Genomic DNA, 22,220 nt, shown 5'->3' with positions numbered 1-22,220 from the left:
GACTATATAAAACTGTGTCCAAAAAACTTCAGGGCCACGGTATTGATAAAGATAAGCAGCAGTATCAATGGGATAAAAGTGCCCAGGGAGAAGTTAACGTATTTTTGCGAAAACGAGCCTGCAAAGTTGCTGTCACCTTCTTGCAGCTCTTTATCAAAATTGGATTTCTTCCATTTGTAGATCACGAACAGACATACCAGCAGACCGTTTAAAGGCAGGATGGTGTCGTAGAAGATGATCTCCACCAAATCGAAGAACGACTTGTTTGCGCCGGCCAGTTGTACAAACTCTGTAAACCAAGTGGCCATACCGAATGATACGGCGCAAGCGATGGCCAGTACAAATTGAACTGCCGCAACGATGTAGATGGCCTTCTTACGCTCCATGTTGCGCTCGTCGCGCAAGGTGGCGATCGGCACCTCGATAATGGAAACCAGTGAAGTAATGGCGGCAACCAGCACCAGGAAGAAGAAGACAGCTGCTACAGCGCTGGCGCCTATGTAACCGATTCCATCTTGCAAAGCGAGGAAAATCTTCGGCAGGAACAGGAAGATCATACCGGCGGAGGAGTCGCTGAGTTCTGCCGGATCAATTTGTGGATTAAAGTGGAAAATACTCGGCAAAATCAGTAGGCCAGCAGTAAAGGCTACCAATGTGTCAGTAATCGCTACGGCGCGGGAAGAGCCGGGAATGGAGTCCTTCTTCTTCATATAGGAGCCGTAGGTAATCATGATGCCCATTCCCAGAGACAGGGAGAAGAAGGCCTGGGCCATGGCTTTACTGATTACGTTGCCATCAATCTTGCTGAAGTCGGGTACCAGGTAGTACTGCAAACCGAGGGCGGCGTTATCCAAAGTCAGTACAAAGAACACCAGTCCCAGTAACATCACAAACAGCATGGGCATCAGGGTTTTTGCGGCCCGCTCAATACCGTCTTTAACACCCATAGCGAGAATGGCATTAATGATCAGCATCAGGATGACCAGGTAAATAAATACCGTGGGAGTATTGATAAAGTGGATAAAGAAATCCGGGGTGGCGAGCTTATCCAGGTTGCCGGAGAAGATTTCTACCAGGTATCCCATTACCCAAACGGTGACTACCAGATAAAAAACCGCGATCATAAATGGCGTGATCAGGGCCAGCCAACCGGGAATACTCCACAGCGTGGAGCCCTTGGAAATCTCGCGATAGGCCCCGACAGGGTCTTTGTCTGAGCGGCGACCCATAGCGAGTTCAGCCATCATCACCGGCAGGCAGATCAGGAATACGAAGAGAGCGTAGACCAGTAAGAAGGCGCCGCCCCCGCTTTTGGTGGCTGCTACAGGGAATGCGACCAGGTTGCCAATACCGACGGCGGAACCTGCGGCGGCCAGGATAAAGCCCAGCCTTGACCCAAAATGCTCTCTCACTGCGGTCATAAGTACTCTCGCTATTATTTTTTGAATGCTTGTAGTTTTGTTACTGCGGCTGGGGCTAAGTGTGGCCCACCGGTAAAAAATGCGATTGTTACAGGAATTGTCTTGCTTGAGTAGCGCCGACTGGCAAAATTAGCCGTTCAACGGTAATCCCAGGTAATTTTGCCTGATGGACTGGATTAGACAGTAGGAATGACTGAAATAGAACGCAGTGCGCTGGTGATGTACAGCGCAGAACAAATGTTTGATCTGGTCAACGATGTGGCCAGCTACCCGCAATTTTTGCCCGGCTGTCGCGCTGCGGAGATTATTCACAGCGATGACACCACTTTAGAGGCGCGCCTGGATTTGTCGCGCGCGGGTATAAAGCAGAGCTTTGTGACTCGAAATCAGTTGGTGCGTCCCAAGTCGATGACACTCAAACTGGTGGATGGCCCCTTCGAGCAGTTTGAAGGGCTGTGGGAATTTACTCCACTGGCTGAAAATGCCTGTAAGGTGAGTTTCACCCTTTCGTTTTCGATGAAAAATCGATTGATCGCGGCGGCTGCGGGAAAAATTTTCAGTGACCTGGCTAACCAGATGGTTGCAGTTATGTGTGAGCGCGCTGAAGAAGTTTATGGGAAACCCCAATGACAGAAGAGAAAACAATCTCGGTGGAGGTGGTGTACGCACTGCCCCATGAACAGCGATTGATGCGTTTGTTGGTGTCTGAGGGCACCACTGCGCGGGAGGCGCTAATTCGCTCGGGAATTCCCAAGGAGTATCCTGAAGTTGATCCGGATACTGCAAAGATGGGCATTTTTGCCCAGGTGCTGGGGAGTAAGGGGCTGCCGCCGGCAGAAAGTTATGTCCTGCAACCCGGGGACCGGGTTGAGGTGTATCGCCCTTTGATCGCCGATCCCAAAGAGGCGCGCAAGCAGCGCGCCGAGAAAGCCAAGCGTATGGCTGAGAAGAAGAAAGGCGCCGCGGGGGCGTCCTCTTAGGGCCAGCCTGTGGGCTGCCAGTCGCCGCTGGTGGCTACCAGGGAGTCTTCGTCAAAGTAAACGCTAAAGGTCTTTTGGGTGATATTGCCTTTCTTGTCGCGAAGGCGATTGACGTAATCCCAGCGGTTGGGATTGTAGGTATCTTCCAGCAGCGGAGTGCCCAAGACAAACTGTACCTGGCGTCGAGTCATCCCTGGCTTCAGCTGATCCACCATCTCCTGGGTAATGATATTGCCCTGCTGCACTTCAATACGGTGTACGCCGGGGAATTTTACGAGTGTGCAGGCTCCCAGCAAGCTGCAGAAGAAGGCGATGGTGAGAAATCTCAGACTAGGCGGCATTCATTGCTCCATTATTCGGTTTCAAACGGCAGCGCTCACGCTGATTTCTTACAAACAGTCAGTTTAGTCCCAAGTGGAGAAAAAAAGTTCCTCCACCCACCAGTTCTGCCCTAAGTGAGCAGTACGGGGTTTCTCTGACTCCGTAGGGCATGGGATAATACCTGAAGAGTTGGCTCGCTGACAGACGGGACTCCAGGGTCGGAATCCTTTATAAATGGCCGCTGTGGGTTTGGGCAACTTCGGATAACTTTTAAAATCCTGCCGGGAAATATTGATACATGTCGAATGAAAACCAGGAATTGCGCAAGGCTGGCCTCAAGGTCACTCTGCCGCGGGTAAAAATTCTGCAATTGCTCGAAAGCACCAGTGAGCAGCATTTGAGTGCTGAGGATGTCTATAAGCTATTGCTGGAAGCGGGAGAGGATGTTGGCCTAGCTACTGTGTACCGGGTGTTAACCCAGTTTGAGAGCGCGGGCCTGGTTGTGCGCCACAATTTCGATGGTGGCCACTCTGTATTTGAGTTGGACCGTGGTGATCACCACGATCACATGGTGTGCACCGATACCGGTAAGGTTATCGAGTTCCACAATGAAGAGATTGAGGAGCTACAACGCCAGATCGCTGAAGAGCACGGCTATGAGCTGACTGGCCACAGCCTGGTTCTGTATGTGACAGAAAAAGAGAAGTAATTCTTCCGGGTGCGGTATTCACCGCACCCTTCAAATGCTTATCCTGAGTGTTACGACTGGCAGGGTGGAGTGTAAAGCTCTGGGAACTTGCCAATTTTATCCGCGTAAAATTCCTTGAGCTTCAACAGCTCGGCTTCCAGGTTTTCACCGAATTGAGCTATCGGGCCGATGCCCACTTCTTTTTTGGGGAAGCTGATATAGCCCAGTACCACCGGGACCCTGGCGTTGCGGGCGATATGGTAAAAGCCGGTCTTCCAGCGTTCCGCCAAACCGCGAGTGCCCTCGGGGGGGATAGCGATAACCAGTTCTTTGCGCAGTTTGAATTGCCTGGCGGTGGCATCCACCAGGTTGTTGGCTTTGCTGCGGTCTACGGCGATACCGCCGAACCAGCGCATGGGGCCACCCAGGGGGAAAGTAAATAGCTTGTCTTTGCCCATCCACTGCGGGGTCATCTTCAGTTTGAGTGCGGCGAGGATAAAGTAATAGCCATCCCAGTTAGTGGTATGGGGGGCGCCGATCAAAACATACTGCTTTAGTTTGAGAGACTGCTCGTCAGCTTTGACACGCCAGCCGTGCAACTTCAGTAGCACCCGTGCAACCAAGCGGAGGATTGGGGTGACAATGGGGGTGTTGAAAATCGTTCTCTGCATAACCTCGGCCGGGACTACTCATACATCGAAAAATAAGCCGCCAAGTATATGGTGACTTTACCTGCCACTCCCAGTCATATTTGTTCGTTTGTCCTAAATCGGCACATATATCCGACGAAAGGGGTGGTTTACCGGATTGTGTGGCGGTCAATTATTGATCTACGGTATAAGATTGCTTACCAAAATGCACCATTTTTGACCTTTGGTGACGCTTGGTGCTGGTACCGTATGGAGGGAGCGAGGCTGACTCTATAGCCAGCCCGAGAGAGGAATTTGGAGAGTTAAATTCTCCCCAGCATTTCCTCGGCATGGGCCAGGGATTGGGCGGTGGGAGCGCCGCCGAGCATGCGCGCCACTTCTTCGCGGCGCTCGCCGTTGGTGAGTTCGCGCAGGGCCACAAAAACACTTTCCCCATCGCTGTGCTTCTCCACCAGGTATTGTCGGTGAGCTCGCGCCGCTACCTGGGCCAGGTGAGTCACACAGATCACCTGGCCGCTGCAGCCATTGCGGGTTTCCCCCAGTTGGCGCAGCAGGCGGCCCACCACATCACCGGTGGCACCGCCAATACCCACATCCACCTCGTCGAATACCAGGGTGGGGGTGCGGGAGGTTTGCGCAGTTACCACCTGGATTGCCAGGCTGACCCGGGAGAGCTCACCGCCGGAGGCAATCTTGCCTAGGGGGCGAGGCGGTTGGCCTGGGTTGGTGGATATTAAAATTTCCGCTTCCTCGAGTCCCTGGCTATTAGGGGTATCCAGCTTTTGAAGTGATAGCTCTACTCGAGCGTGAGGCATGGCCAAATCGGCCAGCTGGTCGTTCACGGCTTCTGCCAGTGAAGTTGCTGCTTTGCTGCGCAGTTTGCTGAGCTTGCCGGCAACTTTTCTGTACTGCCTTTCCAGTTCTTCACAATCTGCGGCTAGGCGCTCCAGGGCATCTGGGCTGCCGATATCGTCCAGCTCTGCCTGTAACTGTTGCTGTAGTGCCGGCAGCTCCTGCGGTTGGACTCGGTGTTTGCGCGCCGCCTGGTAGATGGCGCTGAGCCTGTCTTCAACCTCGGAGAGTCGCTCCGGGTCCATCTCGAAGCGGTCGATATGTCGGGAGAGGGTGGCTGCGGCTTCATCCACCTGGATGCGCGCGCTGTCGAGCATCTGCGCCACTTCCACTAACGCCGGAGCCTGCCCGGGCATGGAGGACAGCAGTTGCAGGGCGCGGTGCAGCTGTTCGGCGATATCGCCCTCACCGCCGGACAGAAAAGCGGCCAGCTGGTAGCTGCCGCTGAGGATTTCCCCGGCATTGGCCAGCTGTTGCTGCTCGCTCTCGAGGGACTCTATTTCCCCTTCGCTCAAGCCCAGCTGGTCCAGCTCTTTAAGCTGGTATTCCAGCAAGTGGCGGCGGGCTTCGGCTTCCTCAGCGCTGTCGGCCAGGGTGCGATAACGGCGATAGTGATCCCGCCAGGTTTTGAAGCGGCTGCGGGTCTCTGCGGCGAGTTCCTGGGCCTGGGCGTATTCATCCAGCAGGCGCAGGTGCGTTTCTCTCTTCAGCAGGGATTGGTGTTCGTGCTGGCTGTGGATATCGATTAGCTGCTCGCCCAGAGCGCGTAGCTGCAGAAGGGTGACCGGTTGGCCGTTGATATAGGCGCGGGAGCGGCCGTCGGCGCCGATGGTGCGGCGCAGAATGACTTCCTGCCCGGCGTCCAGCTCCTGGGACTCGAGCCAACTGGCGGCGCTGGGGTGCTCGGCGATATCAAATGTGGCGCTGATATCGGCGCGATTGGCGCCGGTGCGCACAAGCTCAGCGCTGCCGCGACCGCCCAGCGCCAGGCCGAGGGCATCCAGGGTGATTGACTTACCCGCGCCGGTCTCACCGGTCAGGGTGCTGGTACCGGGACCAAACTCCAACTCCAGTTGGTCCACCAGGGTGAATTGGCTGATAGACAGATGCAGCAGCATAGAGATCGCTTGTGTCCTTGCTAATCGGCGGGCGCCCGGCCCAATTAGTGGTTATTTATACAGTATTCGCTCCCGCTTAGCTATAGGGGTGGGGCCACATTACTCTGAGGATGTGCGCTAGCGCGAAAAACCACTTGAACTGTGCGGGGATGTCCCCATATAGGCTCCAGTGCCCGCGAGACGGGCTCAACTCACATTACTGACAGAGTCGACGCGACGGAGAAAGCAGTGGCCAGAGAGCGCAGCGAAGAAGATCAGATTAAAGAGGGGGCGGAGCACGCACCAGCTACAGACGAGGGTGTTTCAGCAGAGATTGAAGATCCTTCCTCTATAGAAAGCGAACTTGCCGAGGAAGCCCTGCGGGAAGAGGCCGAAGGTGCCGATGCCCTGCACGAGGAAATTATCAAGTTGCAGGAGCAACTGGCAGCGCACAAGGATATGGCCCTGCGCGCCCAGGCGGAAGAGCAGAATGCCCGCCGCCGCGCGCAACAGGATATCGAACGCGCGCGCAAATTTGCGGTAGAGAAGTTGCTGCAGGACTTGCTGCCTGTAGTGGACAACCTCGAGCGCGCACTGGCGACGATCGATACGGCTGACGAAGCCAACAAGGCCTTGGTAGAGGGTATCGAGCTGACTCACAAATCTTTCGTTGAAACCCTGACGAAAAATGCTGTGGAAGTTGTCGATCCAGCGGGAGAGCCCTTCGATCCGGAATTGCACCAGGCCATGACCCAGGTGCCCAACGGCGAGGTGGAGCCGAACACGGTTCTGGATGTGTTTCAGAAAGGTTATCGCCTCAATGGCCGCCTGGTTCGCCCGGCCATGGTGGTGGTCAGCAAAGCGCCGTAACGGCAGAAGTGTAAAGCGGCCTTGAAATTTTTCGGCCGGCACCAATATAGCTGACATCAAGAATTATTCGCGCGATGCAAATAGAACAGAGCTGGCAGCGCGCATCAAAAGAGGATTTTACAGATGGGAAAAATTATCGGCATCGACCTGGGTACCACTAACAGCTGTGTAGCGGTACTGGATGGTGACAAAGCGCGTGTAATCGAAAACGCCGAAGGCGATCGCACTACACCTTCTATTGTTGCCTTCACTGACGACAACGAAATTCTGGTAGGTCAGTCTGCCAAGCGTCAGGCGGTGACCAATCCCCAAAATACTCTGTTTGCGGTTAAGCGTTTGATCGGCCGTAAATTCAAAGACGACGTTGTCCAGAAAGATATCAAGATGGTTCCTTACACCATCACTGAAGCTGACAACGGCGACGCTTGGGTAGAAGTGAAAGGCGATAAAAAAGCTCCGCCGCAGATCTCTGCCGAAGTCCTGAAGAAAATGAAAAAGACTGCAGAAGATTTCCTCGGTGAGAAAGTTGAAGCTGCAGTAATTACCGTACCGGCTTACTTCAACGACTCCCAGCGTCAGGCCACTAAAGACGCCGGCCGCATCGCGGGCCTGGACGTTAAGCGTATTATCAACGAGCCGACTGCCGCTGCACTGGCATACGGCCTGGACAAGCAGGGCGGTGACCGCACTGTAGCGGTATACGACCTGGGTGGTGGTACCTTCGATATCTCCATCATCGAAATTGCCGACGTCGATGGCGAGAAGCAGTTCGAAGTACTGTCCACCAACGGTGACACTTTCCTCGGTGGTGAAGACTTCGACCTGCGCCTGATCGAATACCTCGCAGACGAGTTCAAGAAAGACCAGGGCATCGACCTGAAAGGTGACCCCCTGGCAATGCAGCGCCTGAAAGAAGCTGCAGAAAAAGCCAAGATCGAGCTGTCCTCCAGCCAGCAGACCGAAGTCAACCTGCCGTACATCACTGCAGACGCTACAGGTCCCAAGCACTTAGTGGTTAAACTGACCCGCGCCAAGCTGGAAAGCCTGGTAGAAGAGCTGGTTACCCGTTCCCTGGAGCCGGTAAAAATCGCTCTGCAAGACGCTGACCTGTCCGCTTCCGGTGTAGACGAAGTGATCCTGGTAGGCGGTCAGACCCGTATGCCAATGGTTCAACAGAAAGTCACCGAGTTCTTCGGCAAAGAGCCGCGCAAAGACGTTAACCCCGACGAAGCCGTTGCCATGGGTGCTGCTATCCAGGGCGCCGTACTGTCCGGTGACGTTAAAGACGTACTGCTGCTGGACGTAACTCCTCTGACCCTGGGTATCGAAACCATGGGTGGCGTTGCGACTCCGCTGATCGACAAGAACACCACTATCCCCACCAAGAAGTCCCAGGTTTTCTCCACTGCGGATGACAACCAGACAGCGGTAACCATTCACGTGGTTCAGGGTGAGCGCAAGCAGGCTGCACAGAACAAATCCCTGGGTCGTTTCGACCTGGCCGATATCCCACCGGCACCGCGCGGCATGCCGCAGATCGAAGTAACCTTCGACATCGATGCCAACGGTATCCTGCACGTACACGCGAAGGACAAGGCCACTGGTAAAGAGCAGTCCATCGTGATCCAGGCTTCCTCCGGTCTGTCCGAGGACGAGATCGATAAGATGGTTCAGGACGCTGAGGCCAATGCCGAAGCGGACAAGCAGTTCGAAGAGCTGGTGCAGACTCGCAACACGCTCGACGGCCTGATTTCTGCGACCAAGAAGACTCTGGAAGAAGCTGGCGACAAAGCTACCGCTGAAGAGAAAGCAGCTATTGAAGCGGCTGTTACCGAAGCGGAAGAAGCCGTTAAAGGCAATGACAAGGCCGCTATGGAAGCTGCAACTACCAAGCTGACTGAGGCTTCCGGTCCGGTTGCTCAGAAGATGTACGCCGAGCAGGCTCAAGCCGCTGGTGCTGAAGGTGCCGCTGGCGCTGGTGCCCAGGGCGAGCAGCAGTCCTCCGCTGGCGACGACGCGGTAGACGCAGAGTTCGAAGAAGTTAAGGACGACAAAAAAGAAGGTAAGTAAGCGTTCGCTTGCAATTCCGGTGGCAGCTTTTAAAGTGGCCGCCGGAGAACTTCAGGGGCGCGGCGCCTTACTTTCAGAGGCCCGCGCCCTGTGTTGTTTCAGGTATCTGCCAATATTTGCCGAGTTTTCGCAGTTTTGGTGGTGCTCCGTTCGCGGGGCTTAGTTAGAAACCGAGAAGTAGAAAGAGAGTTTGGCCGTTCTTGATGCCGGACCAGAGAACATAGTTTTATGTCGAAACGCGATTATTACGAAGTCCTCGGCGTCGAGCGCGGCGCTTCGGATGCAGAGCTGAAAAAAGCTTACCGCCGGGTGGCAATGAAGTTTCACCCGGACCGTAACCCCGATGACAAGGAATCTGAGAACAAATTCAAGGAGGCCAATGAGGCCTACGAGGTTTTGTCGGATTCCGAGAAGCGCGCAGCTTATGACCAGTTTGGCCACGCCGGTGTGGAAGGCCAGATGGGCGGTGGCGGCGCCGGTGGATTCGGTGGCTTCTCCGATATTTTCGGCGATGTGTTCGGTGATATCTTCGGTGGTGGCGGCGGTGGCCGTCGCGGCGGCCCTGCTCGCGGTTCCGATCTGCGCTATGACCTGGAATTGGACCTGGAAGACGCAGTGCGCGGCACCACGGTCAAGATTCGCGTTCCGACTCTGGCAGCCTGTGGTACCTGTAGCGGTTCCGGTGCCAAGCCCGGTTCCTCTCCGCAAACCTGTGGCACCTGTGGTGGTGCTGGCCAGGTGCGTATGCAGCAGGGTTTCTTCTCTGTTCAGCAAACCTGCCCCAACTGTCGCGGTCGCGGTACCACTATCTCCGATCCCTGTGGCAGCTGTCACGGTCGCGGTCGCGTAGAGGAAACCAAAACTCTGTCCGTTAAGGTACCGCCCGGTGTGGATACCGGCGATCGCATTCGTCTGTCCGGTGAAGGTGAAGCCGGGCCCGACGGCGGCCCCGCTGGTGACCTCTATGTACAGGTAGTGGTGAAAGAGCACGACCTGTTCCAGCGCGATGGCAAGAACCTTTACTGCGAAGTGCCGATCAGCTTTGTTTCCGCTGCCCTCGGTGGCGAGCTGGAAGTGCCGACTCTCGACGGTAAAGTGAAGCTGAAGATTCCTGCGGAAAGCCAGACCGGCAAACTGTTCCGCCTGCGCGGCAAAGGTGTTTCCCCGGTTCGCGGTGGAGCAACCGGCGACCTGCTGTGTCGCGTTGTGGTAGAAACTCCAGTGAACCTGTCCGGCAAGCAAAAAGACTTGCTGCAAGAGTTCTCTAATACCCTCAGCGAAAAGAAAAATTCACCGCGTCAGACCGGTTGGTTTGAAGGGGTGAAAAACTTCTTTGGTGATATGAAGCTTTAATCGCTGTTAGCACCGGCAAAACTTTAAATTGTTTTGCGGGTTGCCTATTTAAAAAGGCTCGGGAGCATTAGCTTTCGAGCCTTTTTTATTTCCAGGCGAGTATTATTCCTTCAATAGAACGCCTTCTATTGGGAAGTTTTGGTTCTCAAGCGGGCTGCGAATTCACTCAGGAATTCCTGTTGGATTTTTTGCGCTTTGCGCAGTTGCTCCTTATTTAAAATACCTTCCAATTCTTTGTGTGTTTCCAGACTGATAGCTGCGAATTGAGCGCCAATTTCGCCGCGTTGCTTGGGGGTTAGGGCGACCTTTTCACCACTGAGTAAACCGTATTTTTCCAGCACCGCTTTTTTCTCTGCGAAGCTTTTTTGCATAATGGGTAATACGGTTTTTTCCTGTCCCGGGGTGAGCTGCAAACGCAGCGTCACCCAATCGGTAATATCATCATATTTCTCCCAAAAGTCTGGATTGGCATTTTGCTGCTGGGCAGATGCCGGCGTGCTGCCAAAAGCCAGGCTCAGAGAGATCACTACCACCATGATGTGTGGTAGATGGTTGGACAGGATCATCAGTCGCATATTGGCGCTCCATTTACCCCTCACAGTAAAGCGTAGCAGTGGCCGCTGATATCGCGTTTTGCGCAAGTATCCTCTTGGCAATTTAAAAATATGTGGATATTTCTTTTTGTTTTACTTTTGCGGAGTGACTAGCGATTTTTAGACACGCTAATACTGGCTTACTGGTATCTATGCGCTCTACCGGGTGCGTTGTAGAATCCAGAACCTTATAGATTTGGACTGGAGTACTGTGATGGCGGTAAAAGTGGCGGTGACGGGATTTGGTGGTCGAATGGGGCGAGCGTTGGCGGAGGCTTTGTCCCTGTCTGATAAGGCCGAACTGTCAGCGGCTATAGTGCGGCCTGGCTCCAGCTTGGTCGGCGCCGATGCCGGCGAAGTTGCCGGTCTGGGCCGCAGCGGCCTCGCTATTGTGGACAGCCTCGATAAGGCAGACTTTGATGTACTTATTGATTTCACTGCTCCTAAAGCGACCGTGGAAAATACTGCCTATTGTGCGGAGAAAAACCTCCCCATTGTAATCGGCACCACGGGCTTCGATAGCGAGCAAAAAAATAAAGTATTGGCTTATGCGGATCAGGTGCCGCTGTGCCTCGCCAGTAATTTTTCCACCGGGGTAAACCTGTGCTTTAAATTGTTGGAAACTGCTGCGCGGGTAATGGCGGAAGAGGCTGATATCGAGATTGTCGAAGCCCATCATCGCCACAAAGTGGATGCACCTTCCGGCACGGCACTGAGTATGGGAGAAGTGATCGCGGAAACTCTGGGGCGCGACCTGGATAAAGTGGCAGTTTACGGCCGCGAAGGTCAAACCGGTGCCCGCGATCGGGATACTATCGGTTTTGCCACAGTGCGCGGTGGTGATGTGGTAGGTGAACATTCGGTGATGTTCCTGGCGGAAGGTGAGCGGGTCGAAATTAGTCATCGAGCCAGCAGCAGGCTCTCTTTTGCTCGCGGTGCTGTGCGCGCGGCACTGTGGATGATGGGAGAGGAAGGGAGTGCGCGGGCACCGGGGCACTACGATATGCGCGATGTGCTCGGCCTTAACTAATCTTACTTAGAGTAAATAAATTCAGCGCCTGCAGGGGCGCTGTGAAAGAAATTTTCGATTTTCATTTGCCCGCCATTTTTGCGGGTAAAACTAAAAGGCCGGCAACATTCGTTCGACCGGTCACCCTGTAACCTTCCTTTGAGGAATCTCGATTGGAAAGAAAGTTGATTGTCGGCAGCGAAGAGTGGTGCGGACTTCCCGCACTCGGCGTCCCGGCGATTAAGGTGCGTGTGGACTCCGGGGCTAAAACTTCCTGTTTGCACGCTTACAACATCCATACCTTCAAGCGCGATGGCGAACCCTGGGTGAGTTTTGAGGCGCATCCATTGCAGCACCAGCGCCGCCCTTCAGTGCGCTGTGAGGCGCGGCTTTTGGATAAAAGGCTGGTGCGTAGCTCCTCCGGAGAAAGCGAAAAACGCCCGGTAATTCGTACCTCTATTTCCATTGGTGGCAGTGTCTGGGATATCGAACTGACCCTGACCAATCGGGACAGCATGGGCTATCGCATGTTGTTGGGGCGCGAAGCCATGATTGGGCGAATGCTGGTGGATCCGGCTGAGAGCTTCTGTATTGGCGATATCCCGAAAAGCCAGTTGGATGAATATTATCGGGATGAGCACCATATTGCCGGTACCGGTCTGCGCATCGGGCTGCTGGCATCGAACCCGGATCTCTATAGCAACCGGCGCATTATGGAAGCGGGGGCCGAGCGCGGACATCGCATGAGTTTTCTCGATATCCGCCAGTGCTACATGAAGCTCGACCCTGATGAGCCGGAAGTACACTACCGGGATGGCCGCATACTCAATAGCCTGGATGCGGTGATTCCCCGTATTCGCCCCAGCCAGACTTTTTACGGTTGTGCGCTGACGCGGCACTTTGAGAGCCTGGATATTTTTGCCCTGAATGGCTCTGCCGCTATCAGTCAGTCGCGGGATAAATTATTTTCCCTGCAGTTGCTGCAACAAAGTGGACTAAATATCCCAACCTCTGGGTTTGCCAATTCCCCAGTGGATACCAATGAGCTGATCGAAATGGTGGGCGGTGCGCCACTGGTGGTGAAGTTGCTGGAGGGAACCCAGGGGCGCGGTGTCGTTCTGGCGGAAACCCGTAAGGCTGGGGAATCGGTGATTAATGCGTTTAAGTCCCTCAAGGCCAATCTTCTGGTGCAGGAGTTTATTCGCGAAGCGGAGGGAAAGGATCTTCGTTTGTTTGTTATCGATGGTCGTGTGGTGGCCTCGATTCAGCGCGAGGCGGCACCGGGGGAATTTCGTGCCAATATTCACCAGGGCGGTACGGCTTCAGTAGTGAAGGTCACCGCCGAGGAGAAGCGCCTGGCGGTCAAGGCTGCCAAGGTGTTGGGGCTCAAGGTGGCGGGTGTGGATATTATTCGCTCCCGCAAGGGGCCGCTGTTATTGGAGGTCAATTCCTCGCCGGGACTTGAAGGCATCGAGAGCGCTACGCGCAAGGATGTGGCGGGGGCCATGATCATATCTATCGAAAAGGCGTTGAAGTGGCGCCCGATATTGCCGGGGGAGGATCTTTAGGCGCTGTAACTCTGGTCCCGGCGGGGGCCTTTGCGTTGGGCTAACCTGAGTAGGTGGCCGGGCTTTTCGCTGGCGCGCAAATAGAGCCGCAGCGAGCTTTGGCCGCTGCGGGTAACAGCCCACCGCAGCTTCCTTTCGGGAGGTGCAAACCGCAGGGTTTGAGCTTCTATGACGATATCCAGCCCAGGTTCACTTCACACTATTCCCGCCCTGATACTTCTCCTGACCGTACTTTTCACCGGTGTGGGTGCCCAGGCTGCGGTGCAGCTCTCCGATACGCCTTTGGGGCGGCGGGTAATGGTGGATTACATAGTGCACTTCGCCTACCACCTGCAGTGGCCGGTCAATGCCTTTGCCAACAGCGGTGCCCCGTTCAAGGTGTGCCTGATGGGTGGGGATTCTCTCGGTGAGCCACTGGCGGCCCGGTTCAAGAATCAGCGTATTGATGGGCGGGATGTGGAGCTTGAAAAGATCGAAGTCAAGGAGATGCTGCGGGCGCGCAAGTGCCAGATTGTGGTGCTGAGTACCCTGGATCGCCCCACACTGCTCAAGGCGTTGGTGGCACTGGAGTTTTTCCCGGTACTGACGGTTAGCGATGCCGAGCGCTTTGCCGCCACTGGCGGTATGATCGAGTTTGCCGACAGCGGCCGGGAGGTGGCCCTGCGTATGAATAAGACCATGCTGGAGAAGGCGGAGCTGAAAATGGGCAGCAGTCTTTTCCGGTTGGGACGCAAGCCGGAGTGAGATTTTCAGGGAAAGTAGCCTGGCGTATTTTTGCACTAGCGTCCAGAGGTGAATTCGCGTAGAATCTGCGCCCGATTTGGGCCGGTGCCGCGAAGCTGAATCGCGCAGCGTGAGCCTACTAAAAAGCTGGCGGCAACCGTCGGCCACTTTGTGAGAATCACGCGTGAACAGATTTTTAAAGCGAGATGAAGCTGCGATGTTTCATCTCGCTTTTTTATGCGCGCACCAGTCAGGAGCCCGCGTGCTCCGAAGCCCGCAAACCCCGCCCGGAAGCAGTTCTGAAGATTGGAGTTCAATTTGACTAAAGCTGTCCCTACGTCGGAGGCTTTCATGCCCCACAACTTTATGCAGAGTACAACTCCCGCGCTGCTGGTGCTCGCAGATGGTAGTGTCTTTGAAGGACGCGCAATCGGTGCCCATGGCAGTTCTGTTGGCGAGGTCGTGTTCAACACATCCATGACCGGCTACCAGGAGATCCTCACCGATCCCTCCTACGCCCGCCAGATTGTGACTCTGACCTACCCGCACATCGGCAACACTGGCACCAACCAGGAAGACGAAGAGTGCGCTGATATCTGGGCCGCCGGCCTGGTAATCCGCGACCTGCCGCTGCTGGCCAGCAGCTTCCGCAACGAGCAGTCCCTGGAGGACTACCTGCGCGAGCGCAATATCGTTGGTATCGCCGATATCGACACTCGTCGCCTGACCCGTCTGCTGCGCGACAAAGGTGCGCAGAGCGGTTGCATCGTTGCCGGTGACAATATTGACCGCGAAGAAGCCCTGGCCAAGGCCAAGGAATTTGCCGGTCTGAAAGGGATGGACCTGGCCAAGGTCGTGAGCACCAAGGAAGCCTATCCCTTTAGCGAGGGTACCTGGGAACTGGGCGAAGGCCACAAGGCTGCGCCGGAACAGCCCTTCAAAGTAGTGGCTTACGACTTCGGTGTGAAGCGCAATATCCTGCGTATGCTGGTGGATCGCGGCTGTGACATCACCGTAGTACCGGCGGAGACTCCGGCTTCCGAAGTACTGGCGATGAATCCCAACGGTGTATTCCTGTCCAATGGCCCCGGCGACCCCGAGCCCTGTGAATACGCGATCGCCGCTATTCGCGAAATCCTGGACGCTGGCATCCCCACCTACGGCATCTGCCTGGGCCACCAGTTGTTGGGCCTGGCGGTGGGCGGTAAAACTGCCAAGATGAAGTTCGGTCACCACGGTGGTAACCACCCGGTACAAGACCTGAACAGCACCAAGGTGATGATCACCGCGCAGAACCACGGTTTCGAAGTGGACGCCGACAGCCTGCCGGACAATGTGGAAGTTACCCACAAGTCCCTGTTCGACGGTACCTTGCAGGGTATTCACCTGAAGGACAAGCCGGCCTTCAGCTTCCAGGGACACCCGGAAGCAAGCCCGGGCCCACACGATGTGGCGCCGTTGTTCGACCACTTTATCGATTTGATGAAAGAGCGCGCCTAAGGGCGTAGCCGCCCAGGGTAGGGCAATTAACCGCCGCTTTTGCGGCGGTTTTAAGGAGACTCTGAATAACGCCGTAATACCTCTGCGGGTCCTTGAAGGCTGCAGATGTTAGGCGCAGCTCGCCGCGAATGGCCATAGTCCTTGGCAAGAGCTGCAACGCAGCAGCTGTGGCCTTCAAGGACCGCCCTTCGGGGCTTGCAGAGCGATTCACACTCCGCGTTGCGACTTCTTGAAAGGTCTAGACATTCCTGCGAAGCCGCGCCTTGATTGTGAACCGCTCTGCAAGCCAGAGGCATCACGGAGTTGTTTAGAGTCTCCTTAACAAAAAACGAATGAAATTTAGCGCAGCCGGCCTTTGCCGGTAGTAGAACGGAAGAAAGATGCCAAAACGCACAGATATCCAAAGCATTCTGATTATCGGCGCAGGCCCCATCGTGATCGGCCAGGCGTGCGAATTTGACTACTCCGGCGCCCAGGCCTGTAAGGCGCTGCGCGAAGAGGGTTACCGGGTGATCCTGGTGAACTCCAACCCGGCCACCATCATGACCGACCCGGCCATGGCCGATGCCACTTACATCGAGCCGGTGGAGTGGCGTACCGTTGCCAAGATTATTGAGCAGGAGCGTCCCGACGCCATCCTGCCCACCATGGGTGGCCAGACAGCACTGAACTGCGCCCTGGACCTGGACAAGCACGGTGTCCTGAAGGAGTTCAATGTCGAGCTGATCGGTGCAGACAAAGACGCTATCGAGAAAGCGGAAGACCGCGACCTGTTCGACAAGGCGATGAAGGCGATCGGCCTGGAAACTCCGCGCGCCAAGATCGTCCACTCCATGGAAGAGGCGAAGAAAGTACCGGAAGAGTTCGGCTTCCCGGTAATTATCCGTCCGTCCTTCACCATGGGTGGTTCCGGTGGTGGTGTGGCCTACAACTGGCCGGAGTTTGAAGAGATCTGTAAGCGCGGACTCGACCTCTCCCCCACCAACGAGTTGCTGATCGACGAATCCCTGCTCGGCTGGAAAGAGTACGAGATGGAAGTGGTTCGCGATAAGAACGACAACTGCATCATCGTATGTTCCATCGAGAACTTCGACCCGATGGGCGTACACACCGGTGACTCCATCACCGTTGCCCCGGCGCAGACGCTGACCGACAAGGAATACCAGCTGATGCGCAACGCTTCTATCGCGGTACTGCGCGAGATCGGCGTTGAGACTGGCGGCTCCAACGTACAGTTCGGCGTCTGTCCGAAGACGGGCCGCGTGGTTGTGATCGAGATGAACCCCCGCGTATCCCGCTCCTCCGCACTGGCCTCCAAGGCCACCGGTTTCCCGATCGCCAAGGTCGCGGCCAAGCTGGCAGTGGGTTACACCCTGGACGAGCTGCAAAACGATATCACCGGCGGTGCGACCCCGGCGTCCTTCGAGCCGTCCATCGACTATGTTGTCACCAAGATTCCGCGCTTCACTTTTGAGAAATTTGGTGAAGCCGATGCGCGCCTGACCACCCAGATGAAGTCTGTGGGTGAAGTGATGGCGATCGGCCGTACCTTCCAGGAGTCCATGCAGAAAGCCCTGCGCGGTCTGGAAGTGGGCAGCTTCGGCCTGGAAAGCAAGATTGACCCGAGCAAAGACGGCGCTGAGACCCGCCTGCGCAGCGAACTCTCCGTTCCAGGTGCCGAGCGCATCTGGTACGTGGGCGACGCCTTCCGTATGGGCATGAGCGTCGGCGAAGTTTACGACCTGTCCGGTATCGATCCCTGGTTCCTGGTACAGATCGAAGAGCTGATCAAAATCGAAGAGCCGCTCAAGTCACTGCCTACCTCGGCGCTGACTACTGAGCAAATGCGCTTCCTCAAGCGCAAAGGCTTCTCCGATCGCCGCCTGGCGGACCTGCTGGGGGTGAGCCAGAAGACTGTGCGCGAATTCCGCCACAAGCTGGGCGTATTCCCGTCTTACAAGCGCGTGGATACCTGTGCTGCTGAGTTCAGCACCTCCACTGCTTACATGTACTCCACCTACGATGAGGAGTGCGAAGCGCAGCCGTCCGACAAGAAGAAAATCATGGTACTCGGCGGTGGCCCCAACCGTATCGGCCAGGGCATCGAATTCGATTACTGCTGTGTACACGCCGCTCTGGCGATGCGCGAAGACGGTTACGAGACCATCATGGTCAACTGTAACCCCGAGACAGTTTCCACCGACTACGACACTTCCGACCGCCTCTACTTCGAGCCGGTAACCCTGGAAGACGTGCTGGAAATTGTTGCCAAAGAGAAGCCGGAAGGCGTGATCGTACAGTTCGGCGGCCAGACTCCTCTGAACCTGGCGCGCTACCTGGCCAACGAAGGTGTGCCGATTATCGGTACCACCCCAGAGCAGATCGACCGCGCCGAAGACCGCGAGCGCTTCCAGCAGATGATCATGCGTCTCGGCCTCAAGCAGCCGAAGAACGCCATCGTGCGCTCTGTCTCCGAAGCCATCCAGGCGGCGAAAGACGTGGGTTATCCTCTGGTTGTGCGCCCGTCTTACGTACTGGGTGGCCGCGCGATGGAGATCGTCTACAAAGAAGACGAGCTGCTCACTTATATGAAAGAAGCGGTACAGGTTTCCGACGAAGCACCGGTACTGCTGGACCACTTCCTCAACGCCGCTATTGAGGTGGATATCGATGCGGTATCCGATGGCAAGGATGTTGTGATCGGCGCCATCATGCAGCACATTGAACAGTGTGGTGTTCACTCCGGTGACTCCGCCTGCTCCCTGCCGCCTTACAGCCTGCCGGCGGATGTGCAGGACCGTATGCGCGAAGAAGTGAAAGCCATGGCTCGCGAGCTGGGCGTAGTTGGCCTGATGAACACCCAGCTGGCCTACCAGGACGGCGAGATCTACGTGATCGAGGTGAACCCGCGCGCTTCCCGAACTGTACCTTTCGTCTCCAAGTGCATTGGCACTTCACTGGCGAAAGTGGCTGCGCGCTGTCAGGCGGGTATCAGCCTTCAGGAGCAGGGCTTTACCGAAGAGATCGTACCGGACTACTACTCAGTTAAAGAGTCTGTATTCCCGTTCAACAAGTTCCCGAAAGTGGACCCGATTCTCGGTCCCGAGATGAAATCCACCGGCGAAGTGATGGGCGTAGGCGCTACCTTCGCAGAAGCCTTCGACAAGGGACTGGTTGCCGCTGGCGACCGCCTGCCGGAGTCCGGACGCGCATTTATCTCTGTGCGTGACTTCGACAAGGCCGACGCAGTGGGCGTAGCTCGCGATCTGGTAGAGCTTGGCTTCGAAGTAATTGCCAGCCGCGGCACCGCCAAGGTCTTGCAAGAAAACAATATTCCCGTTACAACCGTCAACAAGATGAGTGAAGGTCGTCCGCATATCGTCGACATGATTAAGAACGACGAGATTGCACTGGTGGTGAATACCACCGAAGGGCGCCAGGCGATTCGCGACTCTGCGGATATTCGTCGCAGTGCTGAGAACCACCAGGTGTGTTACACCACCACCCTGGCAGCGGCCCAGGCCATGGCGATGGCCATGCGTCAGGAGCAGCCGCTACAGGTTCGCCGCCTGCAAGACCTTCACCAGCGTGTCGTAAAGCTGTCTTAATAGCTTTAAAACCAACTTGTGAAATCCAACCGGGCCCAGTGATATCACTGGGCCCGGTTTCGTCGTAACAATAATGGAGGTCCCACATTGAACCGGGTACCAATGACCGTTGAAGGCGCAGAAGCGCTGCGCTCAGAGCTGGACAATCTGAAAAAAGTTGAACGCCCTACCGTTGTACAGGCGATTGCTGAAGCGCGCGAACACGGTGATTTGAAGGAAAATGCCGAATACCACGCGGCGCGGGAAAAACAGGGCTTTATCGAAGGCCGTATTCAGGAAATCGAAAGTAAGCTTTCCCACTCTCTGGTCATTGATGTGAAAAGCATCGAGCCCAGCGACAAGGTGATTTTCGGAACTACGGTAACGATTATTCACTTGGATGATGATAAGGAAGTCACATACAAAATTGTGGGTGACGACGAGGCCGATGTTAAAAAGCATAAAATCTCGGTGAACTCTCCGATTGCCCGTGCACTGATTGGAAAGGAAGTAGGTGATGTGGTGGTAGTCCAAACACCTTCCGGTGCGGTGGAGTACGAAATCGATGCAGTGGAGCACCTGTAAACTACAGGTGATAAAAAAAGGGCGGCCCATGGCCGCCCTTTTTTGTTGTTGCCAGCTCTACTGGAAAACGTAACTCTGGTTAGCATGGCCAGACTGCATTACCGTGGCAGTTTCGTAGAGGCCAAATTGTCCAACCAGGCTATTGTTGTTGTGTCCTGATTGACGTGCCATAGCGGTATGCCCGACACCAACCTGTCCTAAATACACATCATTGTGGTGGCCTCTCTGGCGAGTACGTCCGCTGTGATCGAACCCGGCCTGGGAAATATCTGCTTCTTGGTTGTGGCCGCGCTGGCGCATACGAGCGTAGTGGTCACCACCTAGCTGACGGATATCACCATCGTTGGATTCACCAGACTGGCGCATGCCTGCATCATGGCCGAATCCGCTCTGGTAGGTATCTGCGTTATGCAACTCCCCTCTCTGGCGGATAACTGTCTCAGAACCAACACTTAAAACCTGGGTAGCGGTTGCGGTGTTGTGGCTGTCATTCTGAATAATTACTGCGGAGTTACCAGCACCGACAAACTGATAGGTGAGGGCGTAGTGGTTGTCGCCGGATTGCTGGTGGGCGGAATAGCTGCCGAGCTGCCCGATTTGGTATGTCTCCGAAACATTGGTTTCGCCAGACTGAAAGCTGAACGACTCATTTCCGGCGCCGCCGGTTTGCAGTAATTCCGCTGAGTGGTGATCACCCTCTTGGTACTGGTAGCCATAGCTACCGAGCTCAATGCTATGAGTGATCTCTGCGTCATTACCATGGCCGTGCTGTTCCTGCATGGCGTTGTTATCCCATGTCAGCGGTCCGGTTTGATCGATGGTGGCATTGTTGTGGCCGCCATTCTGGTCCTGAGTGGCAGTGTTGCCGCCCGCGTAAGCGGTTCCACTGATGGCCAGGGTTAGGGCTACAGCGATAGGGGTCAAAGTCTTCATGAGTGTCTCCATTACTACAAACTTCAATGAGCATCACATGGTGAAATACCAGCCTAAATGGCTGAAAGGGGGTGGCACGTCATCCTGCGCCGAGGGTTTTACAGCAGGTGCACCTAGCCTGGGGGGCAGGTATCACTGTAAAGAGGGGGAGCAGCGTTGCCACAAAGGCATTGCCGCCAATCAAACAGGTAAGTGGGAGAGTAGGACTGATACATTTTGATGGCTTCCCTGATACTGCTTAGGAGTCCAAAATTTCGTTCCGTCCCCAATATTCTTGCTGGGAATTGAGGCAGTCGCTATAGGAGAGAAGTTGTAAATCCTTGAGAAGAAAGTTCTATTGCAGAGTGCCGAATTTAGCTTTTCTCTCTCTATAGCTTTTGCCCGTAGTTATGAATAGCGCAGAGGTTTAAGTCGGATTTCTCGATTGGCAATTTTGCTACGAGCCTATTTACTGGGAAATATGGCTGCTGTTGGAAATGCCGATCTGTAGGGTGTTGCTGGATGCTCCCGCTCTCATCTGGCTGGCTTGGACCTGGTTAAATAAGCCAATCTGGGTACTGCTGGCCATCTGGTTAAGGCCCTGTTGAGAAAATGAGACAGTATTTTCAAGCCCAATTTGGTTTGATTGGTTGGTATTACTTACACCAGCTTGCAGAGAATTTGCTGAATTCAATAAACCCTCTTGTGAAGCTGATGATGAATTTCCCGTGCCCAGCTGCTCCATTTCGGAAAAGTTAAGTGCGCCTGTCTGGGTAATTGAAGATTCATGAGCGATGCCGGTTTGCTCACTGATACCTAAATTAAGCAAACCCGCCTGTGAGATTGAGGCATTACCCGTAAAACTGAATACTTGTGCCACGGCGGCGACATTGGCTCTATCTGTCTGCTCAATATTGACGCTGTTATTGGCCCCGGAAATTTGTACCGTGGTGGCAACCTGCCCCTGGCCATCCTGAGTATGCAGGGAGAAACCGTTTATTTGGTTAACTTGCCGGGTGAGCGATCTGCTATTAGAGCCAATCTGTACGCTCTGTCCCGCATTGTCGCTCCCTGTAGATTGGGAGACTCTGGAAAAATGATTGCGGCCAGTTTGAAATTGGGAAATTGTGCTGTTGATTTCTATGGATTGAATGCCGGTGGCGTCATTAAAAAAGCCAATTTGCTCTTGCAGGATTAAGTTGCCCTCATTAAGTGGAAACCTCTGGTTGGCAACAGCATTGTTGCCAATACCAATTTGTATCTGCTCTACGGTTTGGTCATTTCCAAAAGCGGAATTGGCAGAAAGAAATGCGATAAATGTGACTACCGGCGAGTAAATAACTTTTTTCACGAATACCTCCACGACTACATAACAAGGAGCATGAAAATTACGGCTTTTAAGTGCGGTATCGGCAAGCAAGCATAGGGAAATTACTATCGG

At 54.9% G+C, this 22,220-nt stretch carries 20 protein-coding genes and 1 pseudogene; 13 read left to right on the top strand and 8 right to left on the bottom strand.

Features of this window, described 5'->3' with window-relative positions; genetic code table 11:
* Positions 1 to 2 precede the first annotated feature (2 nt).
* The gene (locus tag ACJJIE_RS13220; protein ID WP_444891983.1) at positions 3 to 1,421 is read right to left on the bottom strand and encodes a sodium-dependent transporter; all 1,419 of its coding nucleotides are present in this window, start codon (positions 1,419 to 1,421) and stop codon (positions 3 to 5) included.
* Positions 1,422 to 1,610: 189 nt separating this feature from the next.
* Between ACJJIE_RS13220 and ACJJIE_RS13215 the strand changes: the two genes are divergently transcribed.
* Together ACJJIE_RS13215 and ACJJIE_RS13210 are read left to right on the top strand one after the other, a co-directional pair.
* On the top strand, positions 1,611 to 2,051 hold the full coding sequence (locus ACJJIE_RS13215) for a type II toxin-antitoxin system RatA family toxin (RefSeq protein WP_413663280.1): 441 nt from the start codon (positions 1,611 to 1,613) through the stop codon (positions 2,049 to 2,051).
* Positions 2,048 to 2,401, top strand: coding sequence for an RnfH family protein (locus tag ACJJIE_RS13210; protein WP_444891982.1), 354 nt, complete (start codon positions 2,048 to 2,050; stop codon positions 2,399 to 2,401). The genes ACJJIE_RS13215 and ACJJIE_RS13210 overlap by 4 nt, the downstream gene beginning before the upstream one ends.
* On the opposite strand, the gene ACJJIE_RS13205 is transcribed toward ACJJIE_RS13210, so the two are convergent.
* Positions 2,398 to 2,742: an outer membrane protein assembly factor BamE gene (locus tag ACJJIE_RS13205; RefSeq protein WP_282931308.1), complete on the bottom strand. Its 345-nt coding sequence runs from the start codon at positions 2,740 to 2,742 to the stop codon at positions 2,398 to 2,400. The two genes, ACJJIE_RS13210 and ACJJIE_RS13205, sit on opposite strands and share 4 nt — an antisense overlap.
* A 278-nt stretch (positions 2,743 to 3,020) precedes the next feature.
* Between ACJJIE_RS13205 and fur the strand changes: the two genes are divergently transcribed.
* A complete protein-coding gene (gene fur / locus ACJJIE_RS13200) occupies positions 3,021 to 3,431 on the top strand; it encodes a ferric iron uptake transcriptional regulator (RefSeq protein ID WP_282931309.1) in 411 nt (136 codons plus the stop codon).
* Positions 3,432 to 3,481: 50 nt separating this feature from the next.
* On the opposite strand, the gene ACJJIE_RS13195 is transcribed toward fur, so the two are convergent.
* Positions 3,482 to 4,081, bottom strand: coding sequence for a 1-acyl-sn-glycerol-3-phosphate acyltransferase (locus ACJJIE_RS13195; protein ID WP_282931310.1), 600 nt, complete (start codon positions 4,079 to 4,081; stop codon positions 3,482 to 3,484).
* Positions 4,082 to 4,362: 281 nt separating this feature from the next.
* Positions 4,363 to 6,030, bottom strand: a complete 1,668-nt coding sequence (gene recN / locus ACJJIE_RS13190) for a DNA repair protein RecN (RefSeq protein WP_282931311.1) — start codon at positions 6,028 to 6,030, stop codon at positions 4,363 to 4,365.
* A gap of 228 nt (positions 6,031 to 6,258) precedes the next feature.
* On the opposite strand from recN, the gene grpE reads away from it, so the two are divergent.
* The 3 genes from grpE to dnaJ all read left to right on the top strand — a co-directional run bounded on the left by grpE (position 6,259) and on the right by dnaJ (position 10,302).
* Complete coding sequence (grpE, locus tag ACJJIE_RS13185) at positions 6,259 to 6,879, top strand: nucleotide exchange factor GrpE (protein WP_282931312.1); 621 nt, start codon at positions 6,259 to 6,261, stop codon at positions 6,877 to 6,879.
* Between the two features lie 123 nt (positions 6,880 to 7,002).
* Positions 7,003 to 8,949, top strand: a complete 1,947-nt coding sequence (gene dnaK / locus ACJJIE_RS13180; protein ID WP_282931313.1) for a molecular chaperone DnaK — start codon at positions 7,003 to 7,005, stop codon at positions 8,947 to 8,949.
* Positions 8,950 to 9,177: 228 nt separating this feature from the next.
* On the top strand, positions 9,178 to 10,302 hold the full coding sequence (dnaJ, locus tag ACJJIE_RS13175; RefSeq protein WP_282931314.1) for a molecular chaperone DnaJ: 1,125 nt from the start codon (positions 9,178 to 9,180) through the stop codon (positions 10,300 to 10,302).
* 125 nt (positions 10,303 to 10,427) lie between these two features.
* Here dnaJ and ACJJIE_RS13170 read toward each other — a convergent pair whose 3' ends face one another.
* Entirely contained in the window at positions 10,428 to 10,877 is a 450-nt protein-coding gene (locus ACJJIE_RS13170) for a hypothetical protein (RefSeq protein WP_282931315.1), read from the bottom strand.
* A 232-nt stretch (positions 10,878 to 11,109) separates the two neighbouring features.
* Between ACJJIE_RS13170 and dapB the strand changes: the two genes are divergently transcribed.
* The 5 genes and pseudogenes from dapB (at position 11,110) to carA (ending at position 15,695) form a co-directional block, all read left to right on the top strand.
* A complete protein-coding gene (dapB, locus tag ACJJIE_RS13165) occupies positions 11,110 to 11,925 on the top strand; it encodes a 4-hydroxy-tetrahydrodipicolinate reductase (RefSeq protein ID WP_444891981.1) in 816 nt (271 codons plus the stop codon).
* 224 nt (positions 11,926 to 12,149) lie between these two features.
* Positions 12,150 to 12,434 (top strand): annotated as a pseudogene (locus ACJJIE_RS13160) (ATP-dependent zinc protease family protein); the annotation flags it as partial.
* A 129-nt stretch (positions 12,435 to 12,563) separates the two neighbouring features.
* Complete coding sequence (rimK, locus tag ACJJIE_RS13155; RefSeq protein WP_413665891.1) at positions 12,564 to 13,472, top strand: 30S ribosomal protein S6--L-glutamate ligase; 909 nt, start codon at positions 12,564 to 12,566, stop codon at positions 13,470 to 13,472.
* Between the two features lie 168 nt (positions 13,473 to 13,640).
* A complete protein-coding gene (locus tag ACJJIE_RS13150) occupies positions 13,641 to 14,216 on the top strand; it encodes a YfiR family protein (RefSeq protein WP_444891980.1) in 576 nt (191 codons plus the stop codon).
* A gap of 330 nt (positions 14,217 to 14,546) precedes the next feature.
* Positions 14,547 to 15,695: a glutamine-hydrolyzing carbamoyl-phosphate synthase small subunit gene (gene carA, locus ACJJIE_RS13145; RefSeq protein ID WP_444891979.1), complete on the top strand. Its 1,149-nt coding sequence runs from the start codon at positions 14,547 to 14,549 to the stop codon at positions 15,693 to 15,695.
* On the opposite strand, the gene ACJJIE_RS13140 is transcribed toward carA, so the two are convergent.
* Positions 15,667 to 15,906: a hypothetical protein gene (locus tag ACJJIE_RS13140; RefSeq protein ID WP_444891978.1), complete on the bottom strand. Its 240-nt coding sequence runs from the start codon at positions 15,904 to 15,906 to the stop codon at positions 15,667 to 15,669. The genes carA and ACJJIE_RS13140 overlap by 29 nt on opposite strands.
* A 169-nt stretch (positions 15,907 to 16,075) precedes the next feature.
* Here ACJJIE_RS13140 and carB point away from each other — a divergent pair, with 169 nt between their 5' ends.
* Positions 16,076 to 19,303 (top strand): carbamoyl-phosphate synthase large subunit, encoded by a 3,228-nt coding sequence (gene carB, locus ACJJIE_RS13135; protein WP_444891977.1) that lies wholly within the window; start codon positions 16,076 to 16,078, stop codon positions 19,301 to 19,303.
* A gap of 87 nt (positions 19,304 to 19,390) precedes the next feature.
* Positions 19,391 to 19,867 carry a transcription elongation factor GreA gene (greA, locus tag ACJJIE_RS13130; RefSeq protein ID WP_413663270.1) on the top strand — a complete coding sequence of 159 codons (477 nt, stop codon included), beginning with the start codon at positions 19,391 to 19,393 and terminating at the stop codon, positions 19,865 to 19,867.
* A 57-nt stretch (positions 19,868 to 19,924) separates the two neighbouring features.
* On the opposite strand, the gene ACJJIE_RS13125 is transcribed toward greA, so the two are convergent.
* Both ACJJIE_RS13125 and ACJJIE_RS13120 read right to left on the bottom strand, forming a co-directional pair.
* Entirely contained in the window at positions 19,925 to 20,800 is an 876-nt protein-coding gene (locus ACJJIE_RS13125) for a hypothetical protein (RefSeq protein ID WP_282931321.1), read from the bottom strand.
* Positions 20,801 to 21,248: 448 nt separating this feature from the next.
* Positions 21,249 to 22,130, bottom strand: a complete 882-nt coding sequence (locus ACJJIE_RS13120; RefSeq protein ID WP_444891976.1) for a hypothetical protein — start codon at positions 22,128 to 22,130, stop codon at positions 21,249 to 21,251.
* Positions 22,131 to 22,220 lie beyond the last annotated feature (90 nt).

This window comes from Microbulbifer maximicatervae (SeqCode) (assembly GCF_052467325.1).
This window is presented reverse-complemented; position numbering and strand designations above follow the sequence as displayed.

Excerpts from the sequence above, each read along its gene's own strand:
- ACJJIE_RS13220 (WP_444891983.1), bottom strand. The coding sequence starts at position 1,421 with ATGACCGCAGTGAGAGAGCATTTTGGGTCAAGGCTGGGCTTTATCCTG.
- ACJJIE_RS13215 (WP_413663280.1), top strand. The coding sequence starts at position 1,611 with ATGACTGAAATAGAACGCAGTGCGCTGGTGATGTACAGCGCAGAACAA.
- ACJJIE_RS13210 (WP_444891982.1), top strand. The coding sequence starts at position 2,048 with ATGACAGAAGAGAAAACAATCTCGGTGGAGGTGGTGTACGCACTGCCC.
- ACJJIE_RS13205 (WP_282931308.1), bottom strand. The coding sequence starts at position 2,742 with ATGCCGCCTAGTCTGAGATTTCTCACCATCGCCTTCTTCTGCAGCTTG.
- fur (WP_282931309.1), top strand. The coding sequence starts at position 3,021 with ATGTCGAATGAAAACCAGGAATTGCGCAAGGCTGGCCTCAAGGTCACT.
- ACJJIE_RS13195 (WP_282931310.1), bottom strand. The coding sequence starts at position 4,081 with ATGCAGAGAACGATTTTCAACACCCCCATTGTCACCCCAATCCTCCGC.
- recN (WP_282931311.1), bottom strand. The coding sequence starts at position 6,030 with ATGCTGCTGCATCTGTCTATCAGCCAATTCACCCTGGTGGACCAACTG.
- dnaK (WP_282931313.1), top strand. The coding sequence starts at position 7,003 with ATGGGAAAAATTATCGGCATCGACCTGGGTACCACTAACAGCTGTGTA.
- dnaJ (WP_282931314.1), top strand. The coding sequence starts at position 9,178 with ATGTCGAAACGCGATTATTACGAAGTCCTCGGCGTCGAGCGCGGCGCT.
- ACJJIE_RS13170 (WP_282931315.1), bottom strand. The coding sequence starts at position 10,877 with ATGCGACTGATGATCCTGTCCAACCATCTACCACACATCATGGTGGTA.
- dapB (WP_444891981.1), top strand. The coding sequence starts at position 11,110 with ATGGCGGTAAAAGTGGCGGTGACGGGATTTGGTGGTCGAATGGGGCGA.
- ACJJIE_RS13150 (WP_444891980.1), top strand. The coding sequence starts at position 13,641 with ATGACGATATCCAGCCCAGGTTCACTTCACACTATTCCCGCCCTGATA.
- carA (WP_444891979.1), top strand. The coding sequence starts at position 14,547 with ATGCCCCACAACTTTATGCAGAGTACAACTCCCGCGCTGCTGGTGCTC.
- carB (WP_444891977.1), top strand. The coding sequence starts at position 16,076 with ATGCCAAAACGCACAGATATCCAAAGCATTCTGATTATCGGCGCAGGC.
- ACJJIE_RS13125 (WP_282931321.1), bottom strand. The coding sequence starts at position 20,800 with ATGAAGACTTTGACCCCTATCGCTGTAGCCCTAACCCTGGCCATCAGT.